At 64.8% G+C, this 20,525-nt stretch carries 15 protein-coding genes and 1 pseudogene; 6 read left to right on the forward strand and 10 right to left on the reverse strand.

The genetic code is table 11. The features are described 5' to 3' along the window. The first annotated feature begins 169 nt into the window (after window positions 1-169). Together ampD and ampE are read left to right on the forward strand one after the other, a co-directional pair. Window positions 170-742, forward strand: a complete 573-nt coding sequence (gene ampD, locus ACLCGK_RS21625; protein WP_096009897.1) for a 1,6-anhydro-N-acetylmuramyl-L-alanine amidase AmpD — start codon at window positions 170-172, stop codon at window positions 740-742. Further along, on the forward strand, window positions 739-1,569 hold the full coding sequence (ampE, locus tag ACLCGK_RS21630; RefSeq protein ID WP_096009898.1) for a regulatory signaling modulator protein AmpE: 831 nt from the start codon (window positions 739-741) through the stop codon (window positions 1,567-1,569). The genes ampD and ampE overlap by 4 nt, the downstream gene beginning before the upstream one ends. A gap of 132 nt (window positions 1,570-1,701) precedes the next feature. On the opposite strand, the pseudogene ACLCGK_RS21635 reads toward ampE, so the two are convergent. Both ACLCGK_RS21635 and cra read right to left on the reverse strand, forming a co-directional pair. Then, window positions 1,702-2,472, reverse strand: a pseudogene (locus ACLCGK_RS21635) (TatD family hydrolase); the annotation flags it as partial. A gap of 2 nt (window positions 2,473-2,474) precedes the next feature. Further along, a complete protein-coding gene (gene cra / locus ACLCGK_RS21640; RefSeq protein ID WP_004376064.1) occupies window positions 2,475-3,470 on the reverse strand; it encodes a catabolite repressor/activator in 996 nt (331 codons plus the stop codon). 284 nt (window positions 3,471-3,754) lie between these two features. Here cra and ptsP point away from each other — a divergent pair, with 284 nt between their 5' ends. From ptsP to ACLCGK_RS21655, 3 genes are read left to right on the forward strand one after another with little or no spacing between them, the layout of a single operon-like run. Next, the gene (ptsP, locus tag ACLCGK_RS21645) at window positions 3,755-6,607 is read left to right on the forward strand and encodes a phosphoenolpyruvate--protein phosphotransferase (RefSeq protein WP_410952881.1); all 2,853 of its coding nucleotides are present in this window, start codon (window positions 3,755-3,757) and stop codon (window positions 6,605-6,607) included. After that, on the forward strand, window positions 6,608-7,555 hold the full coding sequence (pfkB, locus tag ACLCGK_RS21650; RefSeq protein WP_410952882.1) for a 1-phosphofructokinase: 948 nt from the start codon (window positions 6,608-6,610) through the stop codon (window positions 7,553-7,555). It begins immediately after the preceding gene. Next, entirely contained in the window at window positions 7,552-9,291 is a 1,740-nt protein-coding gene (locus ACLCGK_RS21655) for a PTS fructose-like transporter subunit IIB (RefSeq protein ID WP_410952883.1), read from the forward strand. Before pfkB ends, ACLCGK_RS21655 begins: the two co-directional genes overlap by 4 nt. Before the next feature lie 121 nt (window positions 9,292-9,412). On the opposite strand, the gene ACLCGK_RS21660 is transcribed toward ACLCGK_RS21655, so the two are convergent. Next, a complete protein-coding gene (locus ACLCGK_RS21660; RefSeq protein WP_015268980.1) occupies window positions 9,413-9,634 on the reverse strand; it encodes a DUF3820 family protein in 222 nt (73 codons plus the stop codon). 203 nt (window positions 9,635-9,837) lie between these two features. Between ACLCGK_RS21660 and ACLCGK_RS21665 the strand changes: the two genes are divergently transcribed. Further along, a complete protein-coding gene (locus ACLCGK_RS21665) occupies window positions 9,838-10,314 on the forward strand; it encodes a ferritin-like domain-containing protein (RefSeq protein ID WP_013970965.1) in 477 nt (158 codons plus the stop codon). Here ACLCGK_RS21665 and ACLCGK_RS21670 read toward each other — a convergent pair. From ACLCGK_RS21670 to ACLCGK_RS21700, 7 genes are all read right to left on the reverse strand, one after another. Next, window positions 10,311-11,801 (reverse strand): GGDEF domain-containing protein, encoded by a 1,491-nt coding sequence (locus ACLCGK_RS21670; protein ID WP_015268981.1) that lies wholly within the window; start codon window positions 11,799-11,801, stop codon window positions 10,311-10,313. The genes ACLCGK_RS21665 and ACLCGK_RS21670 overlap by 4 nt on opposite strands. 223 nt (window positions 11,802-12,024) lie before the next feature. Next, a complete protein-coding gene (locus ACLCGK_RS21675; protein WP_054572342.1) occupies window positions 12,025-13,359 on the reverse strand; it encodes an OprD family porin in 1,335 nt (444 codons plus the stop codon). Between the two features lie 205 nt (window positions 13,360-13,564). After that, on the reverse strand, window positions 13,565-13,789 hold the full coding sequence (locus tag ACLCGK_RS21680) for a hypothetical protein (RefSeq protein WP_023661166.1): 225 nt from the start codon (window positions 13,787-13,789) through the stop codon (window positions 13,565-13,567). 326 nt (window positions 13,790-14,115) lie between these two features. Continuing rightward, entirely contained in the window at window positions 14,116-15,504 is a 1,389-nt protein-coding gene (locus tag ACLCGK_RS21685) for a heavy metal sensor histidine kinase (protein WP_410952884.1), read from the reverse strand. Beyond that, window positions 15,479-16,153 carry a heavy metal response regulator transcription factor gene (locus tag ACLCGK_RS21690; RefSeq protein ID WP_015268985.1) on the reverse strand — a complete coding sequence of 225 codons (675 nt, stop codon included), beginning with the start codon at window positions 16,151-16,153 and terminating at the stop codon, window positions 15,479-15,481. The genes ACLCGK_RS21685 and ACLCGK_RS21690 overlap by 26 nt, the downstream gene beginning before the upstream one ends. A gap of 9 nt (window positions 16,154-16,162) precedes the next feature. After that, window positions 16,163-19,255 carry a multidrug efflux RND transporter permease subunit gene (locus ACLCGK_RS21695; protein ID WP_410952885.1) on the reverse strand — a complete coding sequence of 1,031 codons (3,093 nt, stop codon included), beginning with the start codon at window positions 19,253-19,255 and terminating at the stop codon, window positions 16,163-16,165. Further along, on the reverse strand, window positions 19,252-20,415 hold the full coding sequence (locus tag ACLCGK_RS21700; RefSeq protein WP_410952886.1) for an efflux RND transporter periplasmic adaptor subunit: 1,164 nt from the start codon (window positions 20,413-20,415) through the stop codon (window positions 19,252-19,254). Before ACLCGK_RS21700 ends, ACLCGK_RS21695 begins: the two co-directional genes overlap by 4 nt. Window positions 20,416-20,525 lie beyond the last annotated feature (110 nt).

Below are 20,525 nucleotides of genomic sequence, written 5' to 3' on the forward strand. Positions count from 1 at the left end.
TCTGTGGGAGCGGGCGTGCCCGCGAAACAAGCGCCGCGGTGGATGGCACCGGCTGCGCCGGTGTTCGCGGGCACGCCCGCTCCCACAGCATTACAATGATTCACATGCAAACGCCGTTGGCCGCAGGGCATACTGTTGACCTGTTCACGGCGCTCTCAGGATCTGCCCCATGCAATTGGACCGTGCCACTGGCTGGTTCCACGGAATCGGAATCACCCATTGCCCCTCGCCGAACTTCAATGCTCGCCCCGAAGGCGAATCGATTTCCCTGCTGGTTATTCACAACATCAGCCTGCCGCCGGCCTGCTTCGGTACCGGCAAGGTCCAGCAATTCTTCCAGAACCGCCTGGACCCCAATGAGCACTCGTACTTCGCCAGCATCAACCACCTGACCGTATCGGCGCACCTGTTCGTCGAGCGTGACGGTGCGGTGACCCAGTTCGTGTCATTGCTCGACCGCGCCTGGCATGCTGGTGTGTCGTGCTTCGACGGGCGTGAAGGCTGTAACGATTTCTCCATCGGCATAGAACTGGAAGGCACCGACGACCTGCCCTATACCGATGCCCAGTACGCGGTGCTGGAGCAACTTACCCGGCACATCCGCGGTGCCTGGCCGGCCATCGGGCTGGACCGCATCCAGGGCCATAGCGATATTGCCCCGCAGCGCAAGACCGACCCCGGCCCGGCCTTCGACTGGCCGCGCTACCGAAAGGCGCTGCAGCAAAACGAGGAAAAGGCATGAGTTTTCTGGTGTTGTTGCTGGCGCTTTGGGTCGAGAAGTTCTCGGCCCTGCGCCATCAGGTGCAGCGCGATGGGTTCTTCCTTGGCGAACTGGTGCGCCTGGAGCGCAGCGGCAAGGTGCACCCATGGTGGACGCTGGCCATTCTGGTGTTGGCACCGGTAGCGCTGCTGGTTTTGCTGCTGCATGTTCTGGACCCGGTGGCGTATGGCTTGCTGGCGTTGCCGGTGCACCTGCTGGTGCTGATCTACAGCCTGGGCCGCGGCGATGCCAAGGCATCGATGGGGCCGTTCCGTGATGCCTGGCGGCGCGGTGATGACCAGGCCGCGCTGCACGTGGCCGAGCGCGACCTGGGTCTGGCGGCCGACGAGCCGCAAAGCCTGTTGGTGCAGGTGCAGGGCAACCTGCTGTGGCAGGTGTACCAGGGCTTTTTCGCGGTGATCTTCTGGTACTTCGTGCTGGGCCCGGGTGCAGCCCTGGCCTATCGCTTGCTGGCTCTGTGTGGCGAACACAGCAAGCAACCGACGTTGAAGGCCCGTGCCGAGCAGCTCAGGCATATCATGGACTGGCTGCCGGTACGGGTGCTGGCCTTGAGTTTCGCCCTGGTCGGCAACTTTCTCGCGGTTACCCGGGTAATGCTGCACGAGGTGCTCAACTGGCACATCAGCGCCGCCCACCTGGTTGCCAGGGTCGGGCGCATTGCCGATGACATTCCCGAACAAGAAGACAGCCAGCGCGGGCTGGGCCGGCTCGACAGCCTGTGGGAACTGCTGCTGCGCTGTGCGGTGCTGTGGTATGCCGGGTTTGCGCTGTGGACGGTGCTTGTCTGAACTGACACGCTGGCTTCTTCGCGGGCTTGCCCGCTCCCACAGGTACTGCGCCGGCCTCGAGATTTGAGCGGTCCCTGTAGGAGCGGGCAAGACCACGAAGAGGCTCACACCAGTGCCGCCCTTTCCCTCCCCACCCAACAACTCGCAAGCATTGCGGGTGCTGGCTTGAGCCAGTTCGCCAACTTCCACACCCATCACCTGCGCCAGCGCCCCGGCAATCTCCGGCAGGTGTTCCGGGCTGTTCCTTACCCCGGGGAACATAACCGGCGCCATGTCCGGCGCATCGGTCTCCAGCACCACGCTGTCCAGCGGCAACCGCGCCAGGGTCTTGCGCAGCCTTAAGGCCTGTGGCCAGGTACCTGCACCGCCAAGCCCAAGCCGGAAGCCCAGCTTGATGTACTCGCGGGCCTCTTCGTAACTGCCGGCAAACGCATGAATCACCCCCGCCCGCGCCGGCTTGTAGCGCTTGAGCGTAGCGATCACCTGGGCGTGACTACGACGCACGTGCAGCAGTGCGGGCAGTTCGAAGTCGCAGGCCATCTGCAGTTGCGCTTCGAACAGCGCCTGCTGGCGGGCCTTGTCCAGGTCTTCGAGGTAATAGTCCAGGCCAAACTCGCCCACGGCACATAGCCGTGGGTCGCCGCGCAGGCGCTCCAGCCACTCGCGCAGCTGCGCCAGGTGCTCCGGGCGATGCTGGTCAAGGTAGACCGGATGCAGGCCGAGTGCGGCGAACAGGCGCTGATCAGCACAGGCCAGGTCCCATACCCGCTGGAAATTTGCCTGGTACACCCCCAGCACCACCATCCTCTCCACCCCGCGCGACGCCGCGTTGGCCAGCAGTTGTGGGCGGTCGGCGTCGAAGTCGGGGAAGTCCAGGTGGGTGTGGGTGTCGATCAGGCGCATGTTCAGGCCGCTGTAATACGTTGCTTGAACGTTCGACCGACGGCATGCACGCCAGGTTCGTAGCGTTTGTCCTCGATCGCGGCCAGTGCCAGTTCCAGCGCGGTGGCGGCAATCAGGCCATGCTGCTGGGCCATGGCATTGACTGGCAGCGGCAGGAAGTCGAGCAACTGGTTGTCGCCAAAGGTACCCAGCTGCAGCTGGCGTGAGTCGGCAGTGCGCGCCTGCAGGGTGTCGAACACCCCTTGCAGCAGCACGTAGGAGGTCGTCACCAGGGCATCCGGCAGGCCGCCAAGGTCATCGATCAGTTGCTGCATCAGGCGCTGGCCGCACTCTCGGCTGAACGCTTCGCCCTGATAGCGGCGAACCTCGCCGGCATAGCCTTGCAGGGCTTCGTCGAAGCCACCGGCGCGTGCCTGGCTGACCGACAGCTCGGGGCGGGCGCCGATCAAGGCGATACTGCGCGGGGCGGCGCTCAGCAAGCTGGCGGCCAGCTGGCGGCTGGCGTCGCGGTCGTCGCTGATCACCGAGCAGAAGTGCGCAGGGTCCAGGCGGCGGTCGATGGCGATTACCGGCAGGCCTTTGTCCTGCAGCTCGCGGTAGCTGTCGTCTTCTGGCGGCAGGCAGCTGGCGACGAACAATGCATCGCAACGGCGGGCGCGGAACAGCTGTTGCAACTGGCGCTCGCTGTCGGGCTGGTCGTCGCTGCTGGCAATCAGCAACTGGTAGCCACGGGCGCGGGCACCTTGTTCGAGCTGCTTGGCGATGCGGGCGTAGCTGGGGTTCTCCAGATCCGGGAGAATGAAGCCCAGAGTGCGGGTATGCCGGCTGCGCAGGCCAGCGGCCTGCGGGTTGGGGGTGAAGCCGTGGGCCTCGACCACCGCGCGTACCCGCTCGACAGTGCTGTTGCTGATGCGCTGCTGTTCGGCCTTGCCATTGATGACGTAGCTGGCAGTGGTCACGGACACACCGGCCAGACGGGCGATATCGCTGAGTTTCACCGAATTTTCCTTGTTATTACCGGGGCTGGCTGTGAGCCCTGACCGGGTAGTTTGACCCGGCGAGGGCGCCACGCGCAGACGACCATTGTCGCAATTGTCCGACAGGATGGGGCTTTTTCATCGGCAGATTATCGAGTAACGTGGCCGCCTGGTCAGATTAATCGTTTCAGCTGCCGAATTTTCTGCCTCGGCTGCCATCCGTGCAAGGCTGTTGAACTGGCCGTTCATGTGAATTTCACAACAATACTCCAGTACCCGACCGGGAACTGCAAAAGGAGAAGGTCATGCTCGAGCTCGCCAAGGAGCAGATAGCCATGGGCCAGAAGGCCGCCGACAAGGCCGAGGCATTGCGCCTGCTGGCCGACCGGCTGGTCGCTGACGGCCTGGTCGCCGAGGGATACCTGCAAGGGCTGCAGGCCCGAGAGGCACAAGGCTCCACCTTCCTTGGGCAGGGCATTGCCATCCCCCATGGCACGCCGCAGACCCGTGACCTGGTGTACGCCACCGGCGTGCGGCTGTTGCAGTTTCCCGAGGGCGTGGACTGGGGCGATGGCCAGATGGTCTATCTGGCTATCGGCATCGCTGCCCGTTCCGATGAGCACCTGCGCCTGTTGCAACTGCTGACCCGCGCCCTGGGCGAGACCGACCTGGCCGAAGCTCTGCGCCGCGCCGGTTCCGCGGAGGCGTTACTGAAGCTGTTGCAGGGCGCGCCTCAGGAACTGGCGCTGGATGCGCAGTTGGTCGGCCTGAACCTGCCGGCCGAAGACTTCGATGAGCTGGCCTGGCGCGGTGCCCGCCTGTTGCAGCGCGCCGACTGCGTCGATAGCGGTTTTGCCGCCGTCCTGCAGCAGGCCGAACCGCTGCCGCTGGGCGAGGGCCTGTGGTGGCTGCACAGCGAGCGCCAGGTGCGCCAGCCGGGGCTGGCCTTCATCACCCCGCAGCAGCCGCTGCGTTACCGCGACCAACCGCTCAACGGCTTGTTCTGCCTGGCCAGCCTCGGTGCAGCCCACCAGGCCTTGCTCGAACGCCTGTGCGAAGTGCTGATCGAAGGCCGCGGGCAGATGCTCTACCAGGCCACCAGCAGCCGCGCGGTGCTGGAGGTGCTAGGCGGTGAGGCGCCGACAGACTGGCCCAGTGCGCGCGTGGTGCTGGCCAACCCGCACGGTTTGCATGCCCGCCCGGCAAAGGTATTGGCGCAACTGGCCAAAGGTTTCGAGGGGGAAATCCGTGTGCGGCTGGCGGATAGCGCGCAGCCGGCGGTGTCCGTAAAGAGCCTGAGCAAGCTGCTCAGTCTCGGCGCCCGACGTGGCCAGACACTGGAACTGGTGGCTGAGCCCGGCATCGCCCCCGATGCCTTGCCGGTGCTGCTGGCCGCCATCGAACAAGGCCTGGGTGAAGAGGTGGAGCCACTGCCGCAGAGTGCTGAGGTTGTAGCTGGCGCAGCGGCCGAAGTGCTGCAAGCGCCCGCGGCCGGTAGCCGTATCCACGGCGTGGGTGCTGCGCCCGGCATTGCCAGTGGCCCGGCCCATGTGTGTGTCGAGCGTGAGTTCGACTACCCCCTGCGCGGTGAGTCCTGCGCCCAGGAGCGGCAGAAGCTGCGTGAAGCTGTGGCGACCGTGAATGGCGAGCTGCAGGCTTTGGTCCAGCGCAGCGACAAGGCCATTGGCGAAATCTTCGTCACCCATCAGGAAATGCTCGCAGACCCGGCCCTGAGCGACGATGTCGAGCAGCGCCTGGGCCAGGGCGAAAGCGCCGCGGCAGCATGGATGGCAGTGATCGAAGCGGCGGCGCGTCAACAGGAGTCGCTGCACGATGCCTTGCTCGCCGAACGTGCTGCCGACCTGCGTGACATCGGCCGCCGCGTGCTGGCGCAGTTGTGTGGCGTGCAGGCCCAGGCTGAACCCGAGCAACCCTACGTGCTGGTAATGACCGAAGTCGGCCCGTCCGATGTCGCCCGGCTGGACCCGAGCCGCGTCGCCGGTATCGTCACCGCCCAGGGTGGCGCCACCGCCCACAGTGCCATCGTCGCCCGTGCCTTGGGCATTCCGGCGGTGGTGGGCGCGGGGGCGTCGATACTGCTGTTGGACAGCGGCACGCCGTTGCTGCTCGATGGCCAGCGTGGCGTGGTCAGCGTGGCGCCGCCGGCGGATGAACTGCAAAAGGCCCTGGCCGAGCGCGACCTGCGCGAGCAACGCTTGCAGGCCGCCTGGGCCAACCGCTTCGAGCCGGCGGTCACTCGCGATGGTCACGCTGTCGAGGTGTTTGCCAACATCGGCGAGAGCAACGGCATCGCCAAGGTAGTGGAGCAGGGCGCCGAAGGCGTTGGCCTGCTGCGCACCGAGTTGATTTTCATGGCCCACACCCAGGCCCCGGACGTGGCGACCCAGGAAGCCGAGTACCGTCGCGTGCTCGATGGCCTCGACGGGCGCCCGCTGGTGGTGCGCACCCTCGATGTCGGTGGCGACAAGCCGCTGCCGTACTGGCCGATCGCTGCCGAGGAAAACCCGTTCCTCGGTGTGCGCGGCGTACGCCTTACCCTGCAGCGCCCGCAGGTGATGGAAGACCAGTTGCGCGCCCTGCTGCGCGCTGCCGACCAGCGCCCGCTGCGCATCATGTTCCCGATGGTCGGGCAGGTGCATGAATGGCGCGAGGCGCGCGCCATGGTCGAGCGCCTGCGCGCCGAGATCCCGGTAGCCGACCTGCAACTGGGTATCATGGTCGAAGTGCCCTCGGCAGCGCTGTTGGCACCACAACTTGCGCGCGAAGTGGACTTTTTCAGCATCGGCACCAACGACCTGACCCAGTACACCTTGGCCATCGACCGTGGTCACCCCAGCCTCTCGGCCCAGGCCGACGGCCTGCACCCGGCGGTGCTCAGCCTGATCGACATGACCGTGCGCGCCGCCCATGCCCATGGCAAGTGGGTGGGCGTGTGCGGCGAGCTGGCGGCCGACCCGCAGGCAGTGGCCGTGCTGCTGGGCCTGGACGTGGACGAACTCAGCGTCGCCGCGCGCAGCATTGCCGAAGTCAAGGCCCTGGTTCGCCAGGCCGATCACCAGACGGCCCGCGCCCTGGCGCGCGAGGCCCTGCAACAGGACAGCGCCGCAGCGGTTCGCGCGCTGGTGGAGCGTTACTGAATGGCCAAGATCCTCACCCTCACCCTGAACCCTGCGCTGGATATCACCATCGGCCTGGGTACCCTGCGCCCAGGGCAGGTCAATCGCAGCCAGGAGCAGCACAGCCACGCCGCAGGCAAGGGGCTGAACGTTGCCCAGGTACTGGCAGACCTGGGCCACACCGTCACTGTTGGCGGCTTCCTCGGGCGTGACAACCTGCAGCCTTTCGAGGCGCTGATCGACTGGCGCGGCTTCGTCGACTGCTTTGTCCGCGTGCCGGGCGAAACCCGCAGTAATATCAAGCTGGTCGAAGCCGATGGCCGTGTCACCGACATCAACGGCCAAGGCCCGGACGTCGACGAAGCGGCGCGCAGTGCATTGCTGCGCTGCCTGGCGCAGGTTGCCCCGGGCCACGATGCGGTGGTGGTGGCTGGTAGCCTGCCGCGTGGGATCAGCGCCGACTGGTTCCGACAGTTGCTCGAACAGCTCAAGGCGCAAGGCCTGAAGGTGGCCCTGGACAGCAGCGGCGAAGCCCTGCGTGCCGGCCTGCAGAGCTCGCCCTGGCTGGTCAAGCCCAATACCGAAGAGTTGGGCGAGGTGCTCGGCCTGGCTGTGGATAACCCGGCGCAGCAGCGCGCTGCTGCCGAGCGCCTGCTGGCCAGTGGCGTCGAACACGTGGTGGTTTCGGCGGGAGAGCAGGGCGTCAGCTGGTTCACCCACGGCCATGCCGTACATGCTTGCCCGCCCAAGGTGCAGGTTGCCAGCACAGTGGGTGCAGGTGATTCGCTGGTGGCCGGCATGGTCCACGGCCTGCTGCAGGGCGAAGCCCCGGCGCAGACCTTGACCCGTGCCACCGCCATCGCTGCACAGGCTGTTACCCAGGTTGGTTTCGGCATCCGTGACCGCGAGCAACTGGCGCGTCTGGAAGCTGCCGTGCAACTGACAGAACAAAAAGAGGGTTGCCGATGAACATTGCCATTGTCACTGCCTGCCCCAACGGTCAGGTGTCGAGCGTGCTGAGCGCGCGCTTGCTGTCCGCCGCAGCCCAGCGGCGGGGCTGGAGTACCAGCGTCGAAGTGCAGGATGCCGGCCACCCCGAGCGGCAACTGAGCACCACGCAGATCGCCGAGGCCGACTGGGTGCTGGTGGTCAGCACCGGCCCGGTGGACCTGGAGCGTTTCGTCGGCAAGCGCGTGTACCAGAGCACGCCATCCCAGGCTTTGGCCGACCGCGAAGGCTTCCTCGATGAGGCGGCTTCCAACGCCCGTCTGCTGGCCACGGTGCCAGGCCTTCCGGCTGAAACTGGCAGCGCTGGCGCACGCATCGTCGCCGTCACGGCTTGCCCGACTGGCGTCGCGCATACATTCATGGCCGCGGAAGCCTTGCAGCAGGCTGCGCAGCAACTGGGCTACGAGCTCACCGTCGAGACCCAGGGCTCGGTCGGTGCGCGCAACCCCTTGTCTGCCGAAGCCATCGCTGCAGCGGATGTAGTGCTGCTGGCCGCCGACATCGAAGTGCCCACCGCGCGTTTCGCTGGCAAGCGCATTTACCGTTGTGGCACCGGTATCGCCCTCAAGCAGGCCCGCGCGACCCTCGACAAGGCCCTGGCTGATGCCAAGGTGGAAAACAGCGGCGATGCCGCAGCGGCGAGCACGCCAGCCAAGGGCGAGAAGAGCGGGGTATACAAGCACCTGCTCACCGGCGTGTCGTTCATGCTGCCGATGGTGGTGGCTGGCGGCCTGCTGATTGCCCTGTCGTTCGTATTCGGTATCGAGGCTTACAAAGAAGCGGGCACATTGCCGGCGGCGTTGATGCAGATCGGTGGCGAGGCTGCGTTCAAGTTGATGGTTCCGCTGCTGGCGGGCTACATCGCCTGGTCCATCGCCGACCGCCCGGGGTTGGCGCCCGGCATGATCGGCGGCCTGCTGGCCAGCACCCTGGGCGCCGGTTTCATCGGTGGTATCGTCGCCGGCTTCCTCGCCGGCTACAGCGCCAAGGCCATTGCCCGCTGGGCGCGCCTGCCCAGCAGCCTGGAGGCACTCAAGCCGATCCTGATCATTCCGCTGCTGGCCAGCCTGTTCACCGGCCTGGTGATGATCTACGTGGTCGGCCAGCCGGTGGCGGCGATGCTGGAAGGGCTCACGCATTTTCTCGACAGCATGGGCACCACCAATGCCATCCTCTTGGGCCTGTTGCTGGGCGGCATGATGTGCGTCGACCTGGGAGGGCCGATCAACAAGGCCGCCTATGCCTTCTCGGTGGGGCTGTTGGCCTCATCGAGCTATGCACCGATGGCGGCGACCATGGCCGCCGGCATGGTGCCGCCGATTGGCCTGGGTATCGCCAGCTTCCTGGCCCGACGCAAGTTTGCCCAGAGCGAGCGTGAAGCGGGCAAGGCGGCCCTGGCGCTGGGGCTGTGCTTCATCTCCGAAGGGGCGATCCCGTTTGCCGCCAAGGACCCGCTGCGGGTAATCCCGGCCAGCGTGGCCGGTGGGGCATTGACCGGGGCATTGTCGATGTACTTCGGCTGCAAGCTGATGGCGCCGCACGGCGGCCTGTTCGTGTTGCTGATACCCAATGCGATCAACCATGCGCTGCTGTACTTGTTGGCGATCGTGGCGGGCAGCCTGCTGACGGCGGTGGTGTATGCGGTGATCAAGAAGAGCGAGCGGGTGGAGTTGGCGGTAGCGCCGGTGAAGGGTTAGAGATTTGAGCTGGCTTTACTGGCCTCTTCGCGGGCACGCCCGCTCCCACAGGGTCACTGCAAGCTTCAGGATCATGCAGTAACTGTGGGAGCGGGCGTGCCCGCGAAGAGGCCGGAACAGCTCAACGCCCGTGCTTCTGCCGCAACGGCACAAGCAGATCGCCCAGCCCGTTGTGATCGATCTCGTGCATCAGCGCCAGCAACCCACCCAATTCCCCCGCCGGGAAACCCTTGCGCGCAAACCAGGCCAGGTAATCCCCTGGCAGGTCGGCAATGATTCGTCCCTGGTACTTGCCAAACGGCATGGTGCGGGTGACCAGCAGTTCGAGCGTTTCCGGCTTCATCATCGGCGCACCTGGCTGTTGAAAAGCGCCGACCATACTGCAATCTGCACGAAGGCCCAAGCGGCAATCATGCAGAACGCCGTGATCAAGCTCAGACCTTCTGTTTTTATGTTATTGATTTTTAAGGACTTTATAGATAATCCTCGCTTGGCACGAACGCTGCTCCCATACAGATGACTATCACCTGCCAAGGAGTTTGTGCCATGAGCAATCCCAACAAAGACGTGATCGACGTGCTCAACGACCTGATCGAGTACAGCAAGGATGGTGAGAAAGGTTTCAAGGCCTCGGCCGATGATGTGAAGAACCCCGAACTTAAAGCGTTCTTCGTTCAGCGTGCCGGTGAGTGCGCCAATGCGGCTGGCGAACTGCAGAGCGAGGTGCGTCGCCTGGGTGGCGACCCGGAAACCTCCACCAGCATCAGCGGTGACCTGCATCGGGGTTGGGTAAACCTCAAGGCGATGGTCACCGGCAAGGATGAGGAAGCGGTGCTGAACGAGGTGGAGCGGGGCGAGGACCATGCCCTCAAGGCCTACAAGGAAGCTCGCGAGAAACTGGTCAAGCTGGGCCGCACCGCCAGCGACCAGACCTACACCTTGGTGGAAAAACAGCTGCAAGGTGTGCAGCGTAACCATGATCAGGTCAGAGCCTTGCGCAACGCCGCGCGCGCCCGCAGCTAGTCCGCAGGCCCCTCTACCCGGTTGCGGCCTTTGGCCTTGGCTCGGTAGAGCGCTTCATCGGCAGCACCCAGCACCCTCGCCAGGTCGTGCTGGGTGCCTGACAGGCCAATGCCGATGCTCACCGTGACAGAGTGGGCATCGTCGGCAAACGGTGCCAGTGCCTCGACGCTGGCACGGATGCGCTCCGCCAGCAATTGCGCACCGGCCAGGTCAGTTTCCGGCAACACCACCTGGAATTCTTCACCCCCATAGCGCGCCGCCAGATCGGCCGGGCGCCGGATGCACGCCTCGATGGTCCTGGCCACTTCGCGCAAGGCATGGTCGCCACCGGCGTGGCCGTGGCGCTGGTTGAATGCCTTGAAGTGATCCACATCCACCATCAGCACTGCCAATGACTTGCGATTGCGCTGGGCGCGGGCCCATTCCTGACGGAGTACCTGGTCCAGGTGGCGGCGGTTGGGCAAGCCGGTCAGGCTGTCGGTGGCGGCCAGGTTGGCCAGACCCTGTTCGGCCTCTTGCCGGCGGCGCAACTCGCGGCCCAGCAGCAGGGTCAGCCAGAGGATACCCACACACAGTACCCCTGTGGCGACGCCGACCACGATCGCAGTGCGGCGCCACGACTCGAAAACTTCATCGGCCGAACGCACGACCAGCACGATCAGCGGCAACTGAGCGACCCGGGCAAAGGTGTACATGCGCGGGGTGCCGTTGCGGCTGGAGCGTGCGGTAAAGCTGCCGTTCTGCTCGCTGAGAATGCGTTTGAAATTGGGTCGTTCGGCATAATTGCTGCCAATCGCCGGGTCTTGCGCGCGGCTGGGCTGGCGGGCCAACAGTTGGCCGTCTGTGTTGAGCAGGTTGATGCTGCTATCGTCGCCGATGTCCAGGCGCTGGAACAGGTCACTGAAGTACGACAGGCGCAGTGCCCCCGCGGCCAGGCCGACGAACTCGCCATTGGGCCCGGAAATGCGCCGGCTGAAACTGATGCACCAGTCCAGGTCGCCGAGCCTGGCCTTGAACGGCGGGCCGACCAGCAGGCCGAGGTTGGCGTTGTGCAGATGGGCCTGGAATACCCCTGTACCGCTGAAGTTGGCCTTGCGTGGCACGCTACTGGTGGAATCGCCCACCACGTTGCCTTGCTTGTCCAGCCACAGCACGTCACCGCGCTTGCGGTCGACGAAGGCTTCATTGAATAGCAGGCGTTGGCGCACCGGGCCGGGTATTTCCGGCAGCTCCTTGCGCCCGACCGCCCAGATCAGGCCCTGCAGCGACTGGTCGTAGAGTTCGACGTTGCGCAGGATGTCGCTTTCGATCAGCTGGACAATATTGTTGGACGAGCGGATCGCCGACAGCTCGATATTGTCGCGCTCCCGCGCCAGCAGGTAGCTGACGATGGCCACGATGGCGAGCACGGCAAGGCAACTGCCCAGGTTGAGGAGCAGCTCGGGGTGTGACCTGTAGAGTGCGAAACGCGGTGATCGGGAGGTCATGCTCGCTACTGCGTGGGCAGGGCCATTCGCGGCGGCGACATTCTAGGGAAGCGGGGATTGTCGGACAAGATTTCTCCGACGGAATCACGCAGGGGCTGCTGCGCAGCCCATCGCCGGCAAGCCAGCTCCCACAAGTACCGCACAAGGCTTGAGGTGAATGCGGTCAAGGTGGGAGCTGGCTTGCCGGCGAAACGAGGGCGAAGCCCTCGCACCCGGGTCTGGATCAGAACACGTTCAACGGGTAATCCACGATCACCCGCAGTTCATCGTTGTCGCTGTTGCTGTCGATCGACGCATAACCCTGGCTGCCACGGTGGGTGGCATAGCGCACCAGCACCGACAGGTCCTTGAGGTCTCCTTCCTGGAACACGTACTTCACGTCTACGTCGCGTTCCCAGTGCATGGCGTTCTTGCCATCGGCACGGTAGTAGTCGTAGTGGGTAGTGTCCTGGGTGGCCTTGGTCAGGTCGGCTTCACCGCGCGAGTACGACAGCACCGTACTCAGGCCAGGGATGCCCACACCAGCGAAGTCATAGTTGTACTGCAGCTTCCACGAGCGCTCGTTCGGTGCGTTGAAGTCCGAGTACATGCGCGAGTTGTCCAGGTAGACGCTGTCGCCCAGGTTGATGTAGTCGAACGGCGTGTTGCCATTGACCCGCTGATAGGCGGCGGTGACGCTGTGGAACCCGGCGTTGACGGTGAAATGCACGCTGTAGGTGTTGTTGTCGATCTTGCCCAGCAGTGCCTGGCCGGTGTCCTGGGTGTGATAGAAGTGCACGCCCGGGTTCAGGCTGACCAGATCGTTGACCACATAGGTGTAGTCGAAATCGGCGTAGTACTGGTTCCAGATGTCCTTCAGTTCGGCTGCATACAGGTTGGCAGTGATGTTCGGGGTGCCACTCCACGACGCGCCGGCCCAGTTCAGGTGCTTGCTTTTGTCATGCTCGCCCAGCGAACCGTAGTAGGTGTCGATGCGGCGGTGGCCGCTCTGGTTGTACGGCTTGGTGAAACTCACCTGGCCGCCTTCGAGCAGCAGGCCGTCGATGCTGGTGTTGGTCAGGCTCACACCACGGAAGGTCTGCGGCAGCATGCGGGTTTCGCCGCCAGCAATCACCGGGTTGGTGAGGAACAGGTCACCGGCTTTCAGCTCGGTGTCGAACGCCTTGAGCTTGACCGCGGCACCGGCGGTGGAGAACGAGTGCGGGGCAGCACCCAGTTCGTCTTCGTTCTTCTGGTGGGTCGGCAGGATGCTGGTGCCAGCATGGCCGCCGCCCCCATCGAGCTTCAGGCCCAGCATGGCATGGGCGTCCAGGCCAAAGCCGACCACACCCGGGGTGTAGCCCGACTCGAAACGTGCAACCGCACCTTGGCCCCACTCGCGGGTGTCGCGCACTCCGGCGTTGTGGTTGTCGCGGTTGAAGTAGGCATTACGGAAATGCAGGTTGAAGGACGAGCCTTCGATGAAGCCATCAGCCTTGTCTTCATCTGCCTGGGCGGCGAAAGGGATCGTTGCAGTCAACGCAATGAACAGCGGGGTAAAACGAAACGCGGAAGGCACCGGTACTAGCTCCTTGGGTCTGGCGGTGGGGCAGTTTTTATTTTCGAATGTGCGTCTTTTTTATAGGTGAACGTTACAGCTTGGCTGATAGTTGAAGCACATAAAAAAAGCCGCTGATCGGCAGCGGCTTTAAAAGGCTAACATATCGGCACTGGTAGTGCCCATGGCGTAGCCAAGGGAAAACGGGAGCAGCGACAGCACTTGATCAGCTGTCGGCATTGGCATCGACAGAGACCTTGGAAGCTGTCTGGTTAGCGTCTTTTGCGGTGTCTACCTGCTGTGCGGCTACGGCTTCGCGGGCCTCTTGGTGGACTGCGGCGAACTCAGCATTACGGGTGACGAAAGCCTTGGATTCTTCAGCCATGGCCAGGGGCGACAACAACAGGGAAGACAGGACGAAGACGCTGGCAATACCCATACTGTTGGACATTTGAAACTACCTTCTTGCGATGCAAGTGCTAATGAGGACGGGGGTAAAGTTAGTCCTTTCAATGCACTTGAAACAGAGCGAAGAGCGATAAGCACTGTTGCGCAAAAGGTAACTATCGCAGTAAAAGCAATTGGACTTTCGCCGCAAACCCCCATGCTAGACGCGCTACGCGTTCATTGTGGGAGCGGGCGAGCCCGCGAAGCAGGCACCGCGGTGGATGGCACGGGCTTCGCCCGTGTTCGCGGGCTTGCCCGCTCCCACAAAGATTGCGGCTGTTTTCAGACTCTGAGCAAGGCAATTGTTCCCACAAGGACGGCGTTGGCTGGTCAGATATGGGCCGGTAGCCTGATCCCAAAGGTATTGGCCCCAGCGGCACTACGCACGAACACCTCCCCACCATGCATCAGCGCAATCGCCTTGACGATCGCCAACCCCAACCCATGGTTACCCCCACCACTGTTGCTACGTGCCGCATCCACCCGGTAGAAGCGTTCGAACAACAACGGCAGGTGCTCATCGTCGATCGCCGGCCCCGGGTTGCTCACGGCGATGCTGACCTGCTCCGGCCCGGCAGCGATCTGCACCTCGATCACCTGGTGCGGTGCGGTGTGCTGCACGGCGTTGTTCAGCAGGTTGATCAGCGCCCGGCGCAGCTGGGCCTTTTCGATGGGCGCCTGGGCGTCACCGCTCACACTCACGCTGACTTGCGCATCTTCGAGAATGTAGTCCAGGTAGTCCAGGGTGGTCGCCACTTCCTGGGCCAGCGAGGCCTGGGTCAGGGCAGTGGCCTTGCTGCCCTGGTCGGCACTGGCCAGGAACAGCATGTCGTTGATGATGCTGCGCAGGCGCTCCAGCTCCTCAAGGTTCGATTGCAGCACTTCGAAATAATGCTCGGCGCTGCGCCCTCGGGTCAGTGCAACCTGGGTCTGGCCGATCAGGTTGGTCAGCGGCGAGCGCAGTTCGTGGGCGACGTCGGCATTGAACGCCTCCAGCCGCGAGTAGGCCTGGCTTACCCGGTCCAGTGCGGCATTGAAGGCACCTGCAAACTGTGCAAGCTCCGGGGCCAGGGCGTGGGTCTGCAGGCGCCCGTCCAGGCGCGGTGGGGCCAGGGCCTGGGCCTCAACGGACAACGCCAACAGTGGGCGCAGGCCGATACGCGCCACCCAGTAGCCCAGCAGCGAGGCCAGTAGCACGCCGAGCACCGCCAGCCCGACAATCGCCACCAGCAGGCTGTGCTGCGCCTGCCAGAATGTTTCGGTGTCGATGCCGATCAGAAAGCGCAGCGGCGGCCGCTCGCCCAGGGCCGGCAGTTCGCTGACCAGCACCTTGTAAGGGTAGGGCCGGTCGGGCAGGCGCAGGTCGCGCATGCCCTGCACGCCTTCGGCGAAGGCGCGGACCAGCTCGCTAGGGTGGCCGTATTCGTAGGCCGGGTTGCTGCTGACCACCCAGAAGCGAATGCGCTTGTCCTCTTCACTGAGCAGGTTGAGCTTGTTGTTGATCTTGACCCAGTGCTCCGGTGTGCCGAAGCGGTTGAGGGTGGACTCGAGCACACTGAAGCGCGCGTCCAGCTCGGCTTGCGGCAGCAGGTCGAGGCTGCGGTCTACCTGGCGGTACAGCGCCGAACCGATCAGCAGGAACACGCCCAGCGCCACCAGGATGAACAGCGCCGACAGGCGCAGCGCGATGGAATTACCCCGCACGGCTTTCCAGGACATAGCCCATGCCTCGGATGGTGTGCAGCAACTTGTTGTCGAAAGGCCCGTCGAGCTTGGCGCGCAGGCGCTTGATCGCCACTTCGACGACGTTGGCATCGCTGTCGAAATTGATGTCCCAGACCAGCTCTGCAATCGCTGTCTTTGACAGAATTTCGCCCTGCCGGCGGGCCAGCACGCTGAGCAGCGAGAACTCCTTGGCCGTCAGCTCAAGGCGTTGGCCGGCGCGCGTGGCCTTGCGCGCCATCAGGTCGATCCACAGGTCACCCACCTGCACCTGCAGCGGTTCATGGTTGCTGCTACGGCGTGTCAGGGCTTGCAGGCGGGCGACCAGTTCGAGGAAGGAAAACGGCTTGCCCAAGTAATCGTCGGCGCCCTCGCGCAGGCCATGGATACGGTCTTCGACCCGTTCACGGGCGGTCAGCATGATGACCGGCGTCTGCTTGCGCGCGCGCAGGGCGCGCAGCACGCCATAGCCGTCCATGCCCGGCAGCATCACGTCCAGCACGATCACCGCGTAGTCACCCTCCAGGGCCAGGTGCAGGCCCTCGATGCCGTCCCGCGCCAGGTCCACGGTAAACCCCTGCTCGCTGAGGCCGCGATGCAGGTAGTCGGCGGTTTTTTCTTCGTCTTCGATGATCAGCACACGCATGGTCTTGTCCTAACTGGCACTGGGCGCCGCCGCACGGGCGGCCTGGCGGCGGTGGAACAGGCGCTCTAGGGCCAAGTATATGACCGGGGTGGTGAACAGCGTCAGCGCCTGGCTCACCAGCAGGCCACCAACCACGGCGATGCCCAGTGGCTGGCGCAGTTCGGAACCGGTGCCGAAGCCGAACATAAGCGGCACCGCGCCGAGCAAGGCGGCCAGGGTGGTCATGATGATCGGCCGGAAGCGCGTCAGGCAGGCCTGGTGGATCGCCTGCTCCGGGGTCAAGCCCTGGCGGCGTTGGGCCTCCAGGGCGAAGTCGATCAGCAGGATGCCGTTTTTCTTGACGATACCGATCAGAAGCACCACGCCGATCAGCCCCATGATGCTGAAGTCCTGGCCCAAGGCCCACAGCAGGATCAGCGCGCCGAGGCCGGCCGAGGGCAGGGTGGAAATGATCGTCAGCGGGTGGACGAAGCTTTCGTACAGCACGCCGAGGATGATGTACACCGCCACCAGCGCAGCCAGGATCAGCCAAGGCTGGCTCGACAGCGAACTCTGGAAGGCCTGGGCCGCGCCCTGGAAGTTGCCGCTGATGGAGTCGGGCATGCCCAGCTCGCGCTGGGTGCGCTCGAGGATGGTCACCGCATCGCCCAGGGCCACGCCCGGGGCCAGGTTGAACGACAGGTTGGCCGCCGGGAACAGGCCATCGTGGCTGATCGACAGCGGCCCGGTGCTGGGCGCCGGTACATGGGCTACTGCCGACAGCGGTACCATCTCGTTGGTCAGCGGCGAGCGCAGGTAGAAGTAGTTGAGGCTTTCGGCCTTGCCGCGCTGGCGGGCATCCAGTTCGAGGATCACCTTGTACTGGTTGGTCTCGGTCTGGAATTCACTGATCTGCCGTTGGCCGAAGGCGTCGTACAACGCCTGGTCGACGTCGGTGGTGGTCAGGCCGAAACGTGCCGCGGCCTGGCGGTCGATATCGATGCGGGTGACGCTGGCACCCAGTTGCAGGTCGTTGGACAGGTCGCGGAACGCCGGGTTTTCCCGCAGGCGCTCGGTCAGGCGCTGGGTCCACAGGTTCAGCGCCATGCCGTCGTTGCTCTTGAGCACGTACTGGTACTGGGTGCGCGACGGGCCGGAGCTTAGGTTGATGTCCTGGCCGGCACGCATGTACAGGACGATGCCTGGCACCTGGGCCAGCTTGGGCCGCAGCCGATCGATCAGTTCGCTGGCCGACACATCGCGTTCGCCACGGGGCTTGAGGGCGATCCAGAAGCGGCCGTTGGCGATGGTCTGGTTGCTGCCGGTGACACCCACCGAGTGGGAGAACGCGCGCACCGCCGGGTCGGCCTCGATGATTTTGGCCAGCGCCTGGTGCTTCTCGATCATCGACGGGTACGACACATCCGCCGCCGCCTCGCTGGTGCCAAGGATGAAGCCGGTGTCCTGCAGTGGGAAATAGCCCTTTGGAATACCCACGTAACCGGCCACCGCCAGGGCCAGGGTCAGGCCAAACACGCCGAGCGTCAGACGCTGGTGGGTGAGGGCGCGGTCCAGGCCCTTTTCGTACCACCTGACCAGCCGCTCGCCGAAGCCGCCCTTGTGCTCTCCGGGCGGGCGGCGCATGAACAGTGCGCACAGGGTTGGCGCCAGGGTCAGCGAAACCACCACCGAAATCAGGATGGTGGCAGTGGCGGTAAGGGCGAACTCCTTGAACAGCCGGCCGACCACGCCGCCCATGAACAGCAGCGGGATGAACGCGGCGATCAGCGAGAAACTGATCGACACCACGGTGAAGCCGATTTCCCCGGCGCCCTTGAGCGCTGCCGTGCGGCTGTCGTCGCCGGCCTCCAGGTGACGGTGGATGTTCTCCACCACGACGATGGCATCGTCGACCACGAAGCCCACCGAGATGACGATGGCCACCAGGGTCAGGTTGTTCAGGCTGAAGCCGAAGATGTACATCAGCGCGCAACTGGCGATCAGCGATACGCCAAGCACGCTGGACACCACCATGGTCGCCGACCACTGGCGCAGGAACAGCGCCATCACCCCGATCACCAAGGCCACGGCGATCATCAGGGTCAGCTCCACTTCATGCAGCGAGGCACGGATGGTCTGGGTGCGGTCCTGCAGCACCGACACTTCGACCGAGGCTGGCAGCATCTCCTGCAGCTTGGGCAGGGCAGCCAGTACCCGGTCCACGGTATCGACGATGTTGGCGCCAGGCTGGCGGAAAATCACCAGGTTCAACCCGGGCTGGTCGCCGGACCAGGCTTTGACGTAGGCGTTCTCGGCGCCATTGATCACCTTTGCCACGTCCCTCAGGAGCACTGGTGCACCGTCACGGTAGGAGACGATCAGCTGGGCGTAGTCGTCGGGATGGAACAACTGGTCGTTGGCGGCGATGGTCGAAACGCTGTGCTCGCCGTACAGCGCCCCCTTGGCCAGGTTCAGGCTGGTCTGCTGGATGGCCTGGCGCAAGTCGGCCAGTGTCAGGCCGATGGCGGCCAGTTTCTCGGGTTGCGCCTGCACGCGGATCGCCGGGCGCAGCTGCCCGGTGATGTTGATCAGGCCGACCCCGTCGATCTGGCTCAGCTGGCGCGCGAGCAGGGTTTCGGCGTAGTCGCTGAGGTCGTTGCCAGGCATCTGGCTGGAGCTGACCGTCAGCACCAGCACCGGGCTGTCGGCCGGGTTGACCTTGCGCCAGGTCGGCGGGTTGGGCAGGTCTTGCGGCAGGCGCGCGGTGGCGGTGTTGATGGCCGCCTGCACTTCCTGGGCGGCGGTGTCGATGTTCTTGTCGAGCGTGAACTGCAGGATCAGGTTGGTCGAGCCCAGTGCGCTGCTGCTGGTCATCTGGGTCATGCCGGGGATGGCGCTGAACTGCACTTCCAGCGGCGTGGCCACCGACGAGGCCATGGTTTCCGGGCTGGCGCCGGGCAGCTGGGCGGTGACCTGGATGGTCGGGAAGTCGGCTTCCGGCAGTGGTGCCACCGGCAGGCGCGGGAAGGCGATGGCCCCCAGCAGCATAAGGGCGAAGGTCAGCAGCAGGGTGGCGATAGGGTGGTCGATGCACCAGGCCGAAACACCGTTGCGCGTGTTCATGGCTGGCTCCGCCGGTCGGCCATTTCCGACGGCGCGGGGGCATCGGGGGCCACCTCGACCCGCGAACCTGGCTTGAGCCGCGATTGGCCATCGAGCACCAGGCGCTCGCCCGGCTTGACCCCGGCAATGATGTTCAGCCCGCTGTCCTGATACAGCACCTTGACCGGCACGCTGGTGACCTTGTCACCGTCCAGGCGGTAGACGAAGTGCCCGTCGACGCCGCGCTGTACCACCGGAGGCGGCACTACCAGGGCGTTTTCTTCCACGGCGGTGCGCAGGCGGATGGTGACCAGCTGGCCCGGCCACAGGCGGCCGTCCTTGTTGTCGAACTCGGCTTTTACCCGCACGGTGCCGGTGGTGGCGGAGATCTGGTTGTCGATCAGTGCCAGGTGGCCTTCACCGAGCAGGCTGCGTTCGCCGTCGGCATCCATATAGGCCTGCACCAGTGCCGGGGTGGGCGCCTTCAGCAGGCTTTGCAGGGTCGACAGCATTTGCTGCGGCAGGGCGAATTCGACGGCGATCGGGTCGATCTGGGTGACGCTGAACAGGCTGCGGGTATCGCTGGTGCGTACCAGGTTGCCGGGGTCGACGTTGCGAATACCCACCCTGCCGGTCACTGGCGAGCGGATCTGCGTGTACGACAGCTGCACCTCGGCATTGGCGATGGCCGCCTGGTTGCCCCTGACCGTGGCTTGCAGGCGGTTGACCAGGGCCTGCTGCTGGTCGAGGGTCTGCTTCGAAACGCCGTTGTCGGTACTCAGCAGGCGGTAGCGCTGCAGGTCGACGTTGGCTACCTGGATCTGCGCCTGGCTCTGGCCAAGTTCGGCACGGGCCTGATCGAGGTTGGCGCGGATGGCGCGGTCGTCGAGGGAGGCCAGCAGGTCGCCTTCCTTCACCCACTGGCCTTCCTTGACCAGCACCTGGGTCAGTACCCCCTCCACTTGCGGGCGCACCTCGACGCTGTGCAGCGACAGCACCGAGCCGATGGCGCTGGCATAGCGCGGCACGTCCTGCTGGACGACACTGACTACGCGCACCGGGATGGCGGTTTGCGCGCGGGTGGCAGGTGCTGGCTGGCGCTGGCCGAACCAGATACCCGCTACCGCCAGGACCAGGAGCGCCAGGGCGGCGAGGATGACAGGGCGGGACGGACGTCGCATCGGTGCGGGCACCTTGGCCAGAGGGGAGGGGAATGGTTGTCTGTATTCAAGCTTATAGCCCCCGAACCGGGTCGGCAGCGTGACCGCTGGCTGACAGCGCTGTCAGTTTC

The sequence above is a fragment of the Pseudomonas sp. S1(2024) genome (assembly GCF_046557535.1).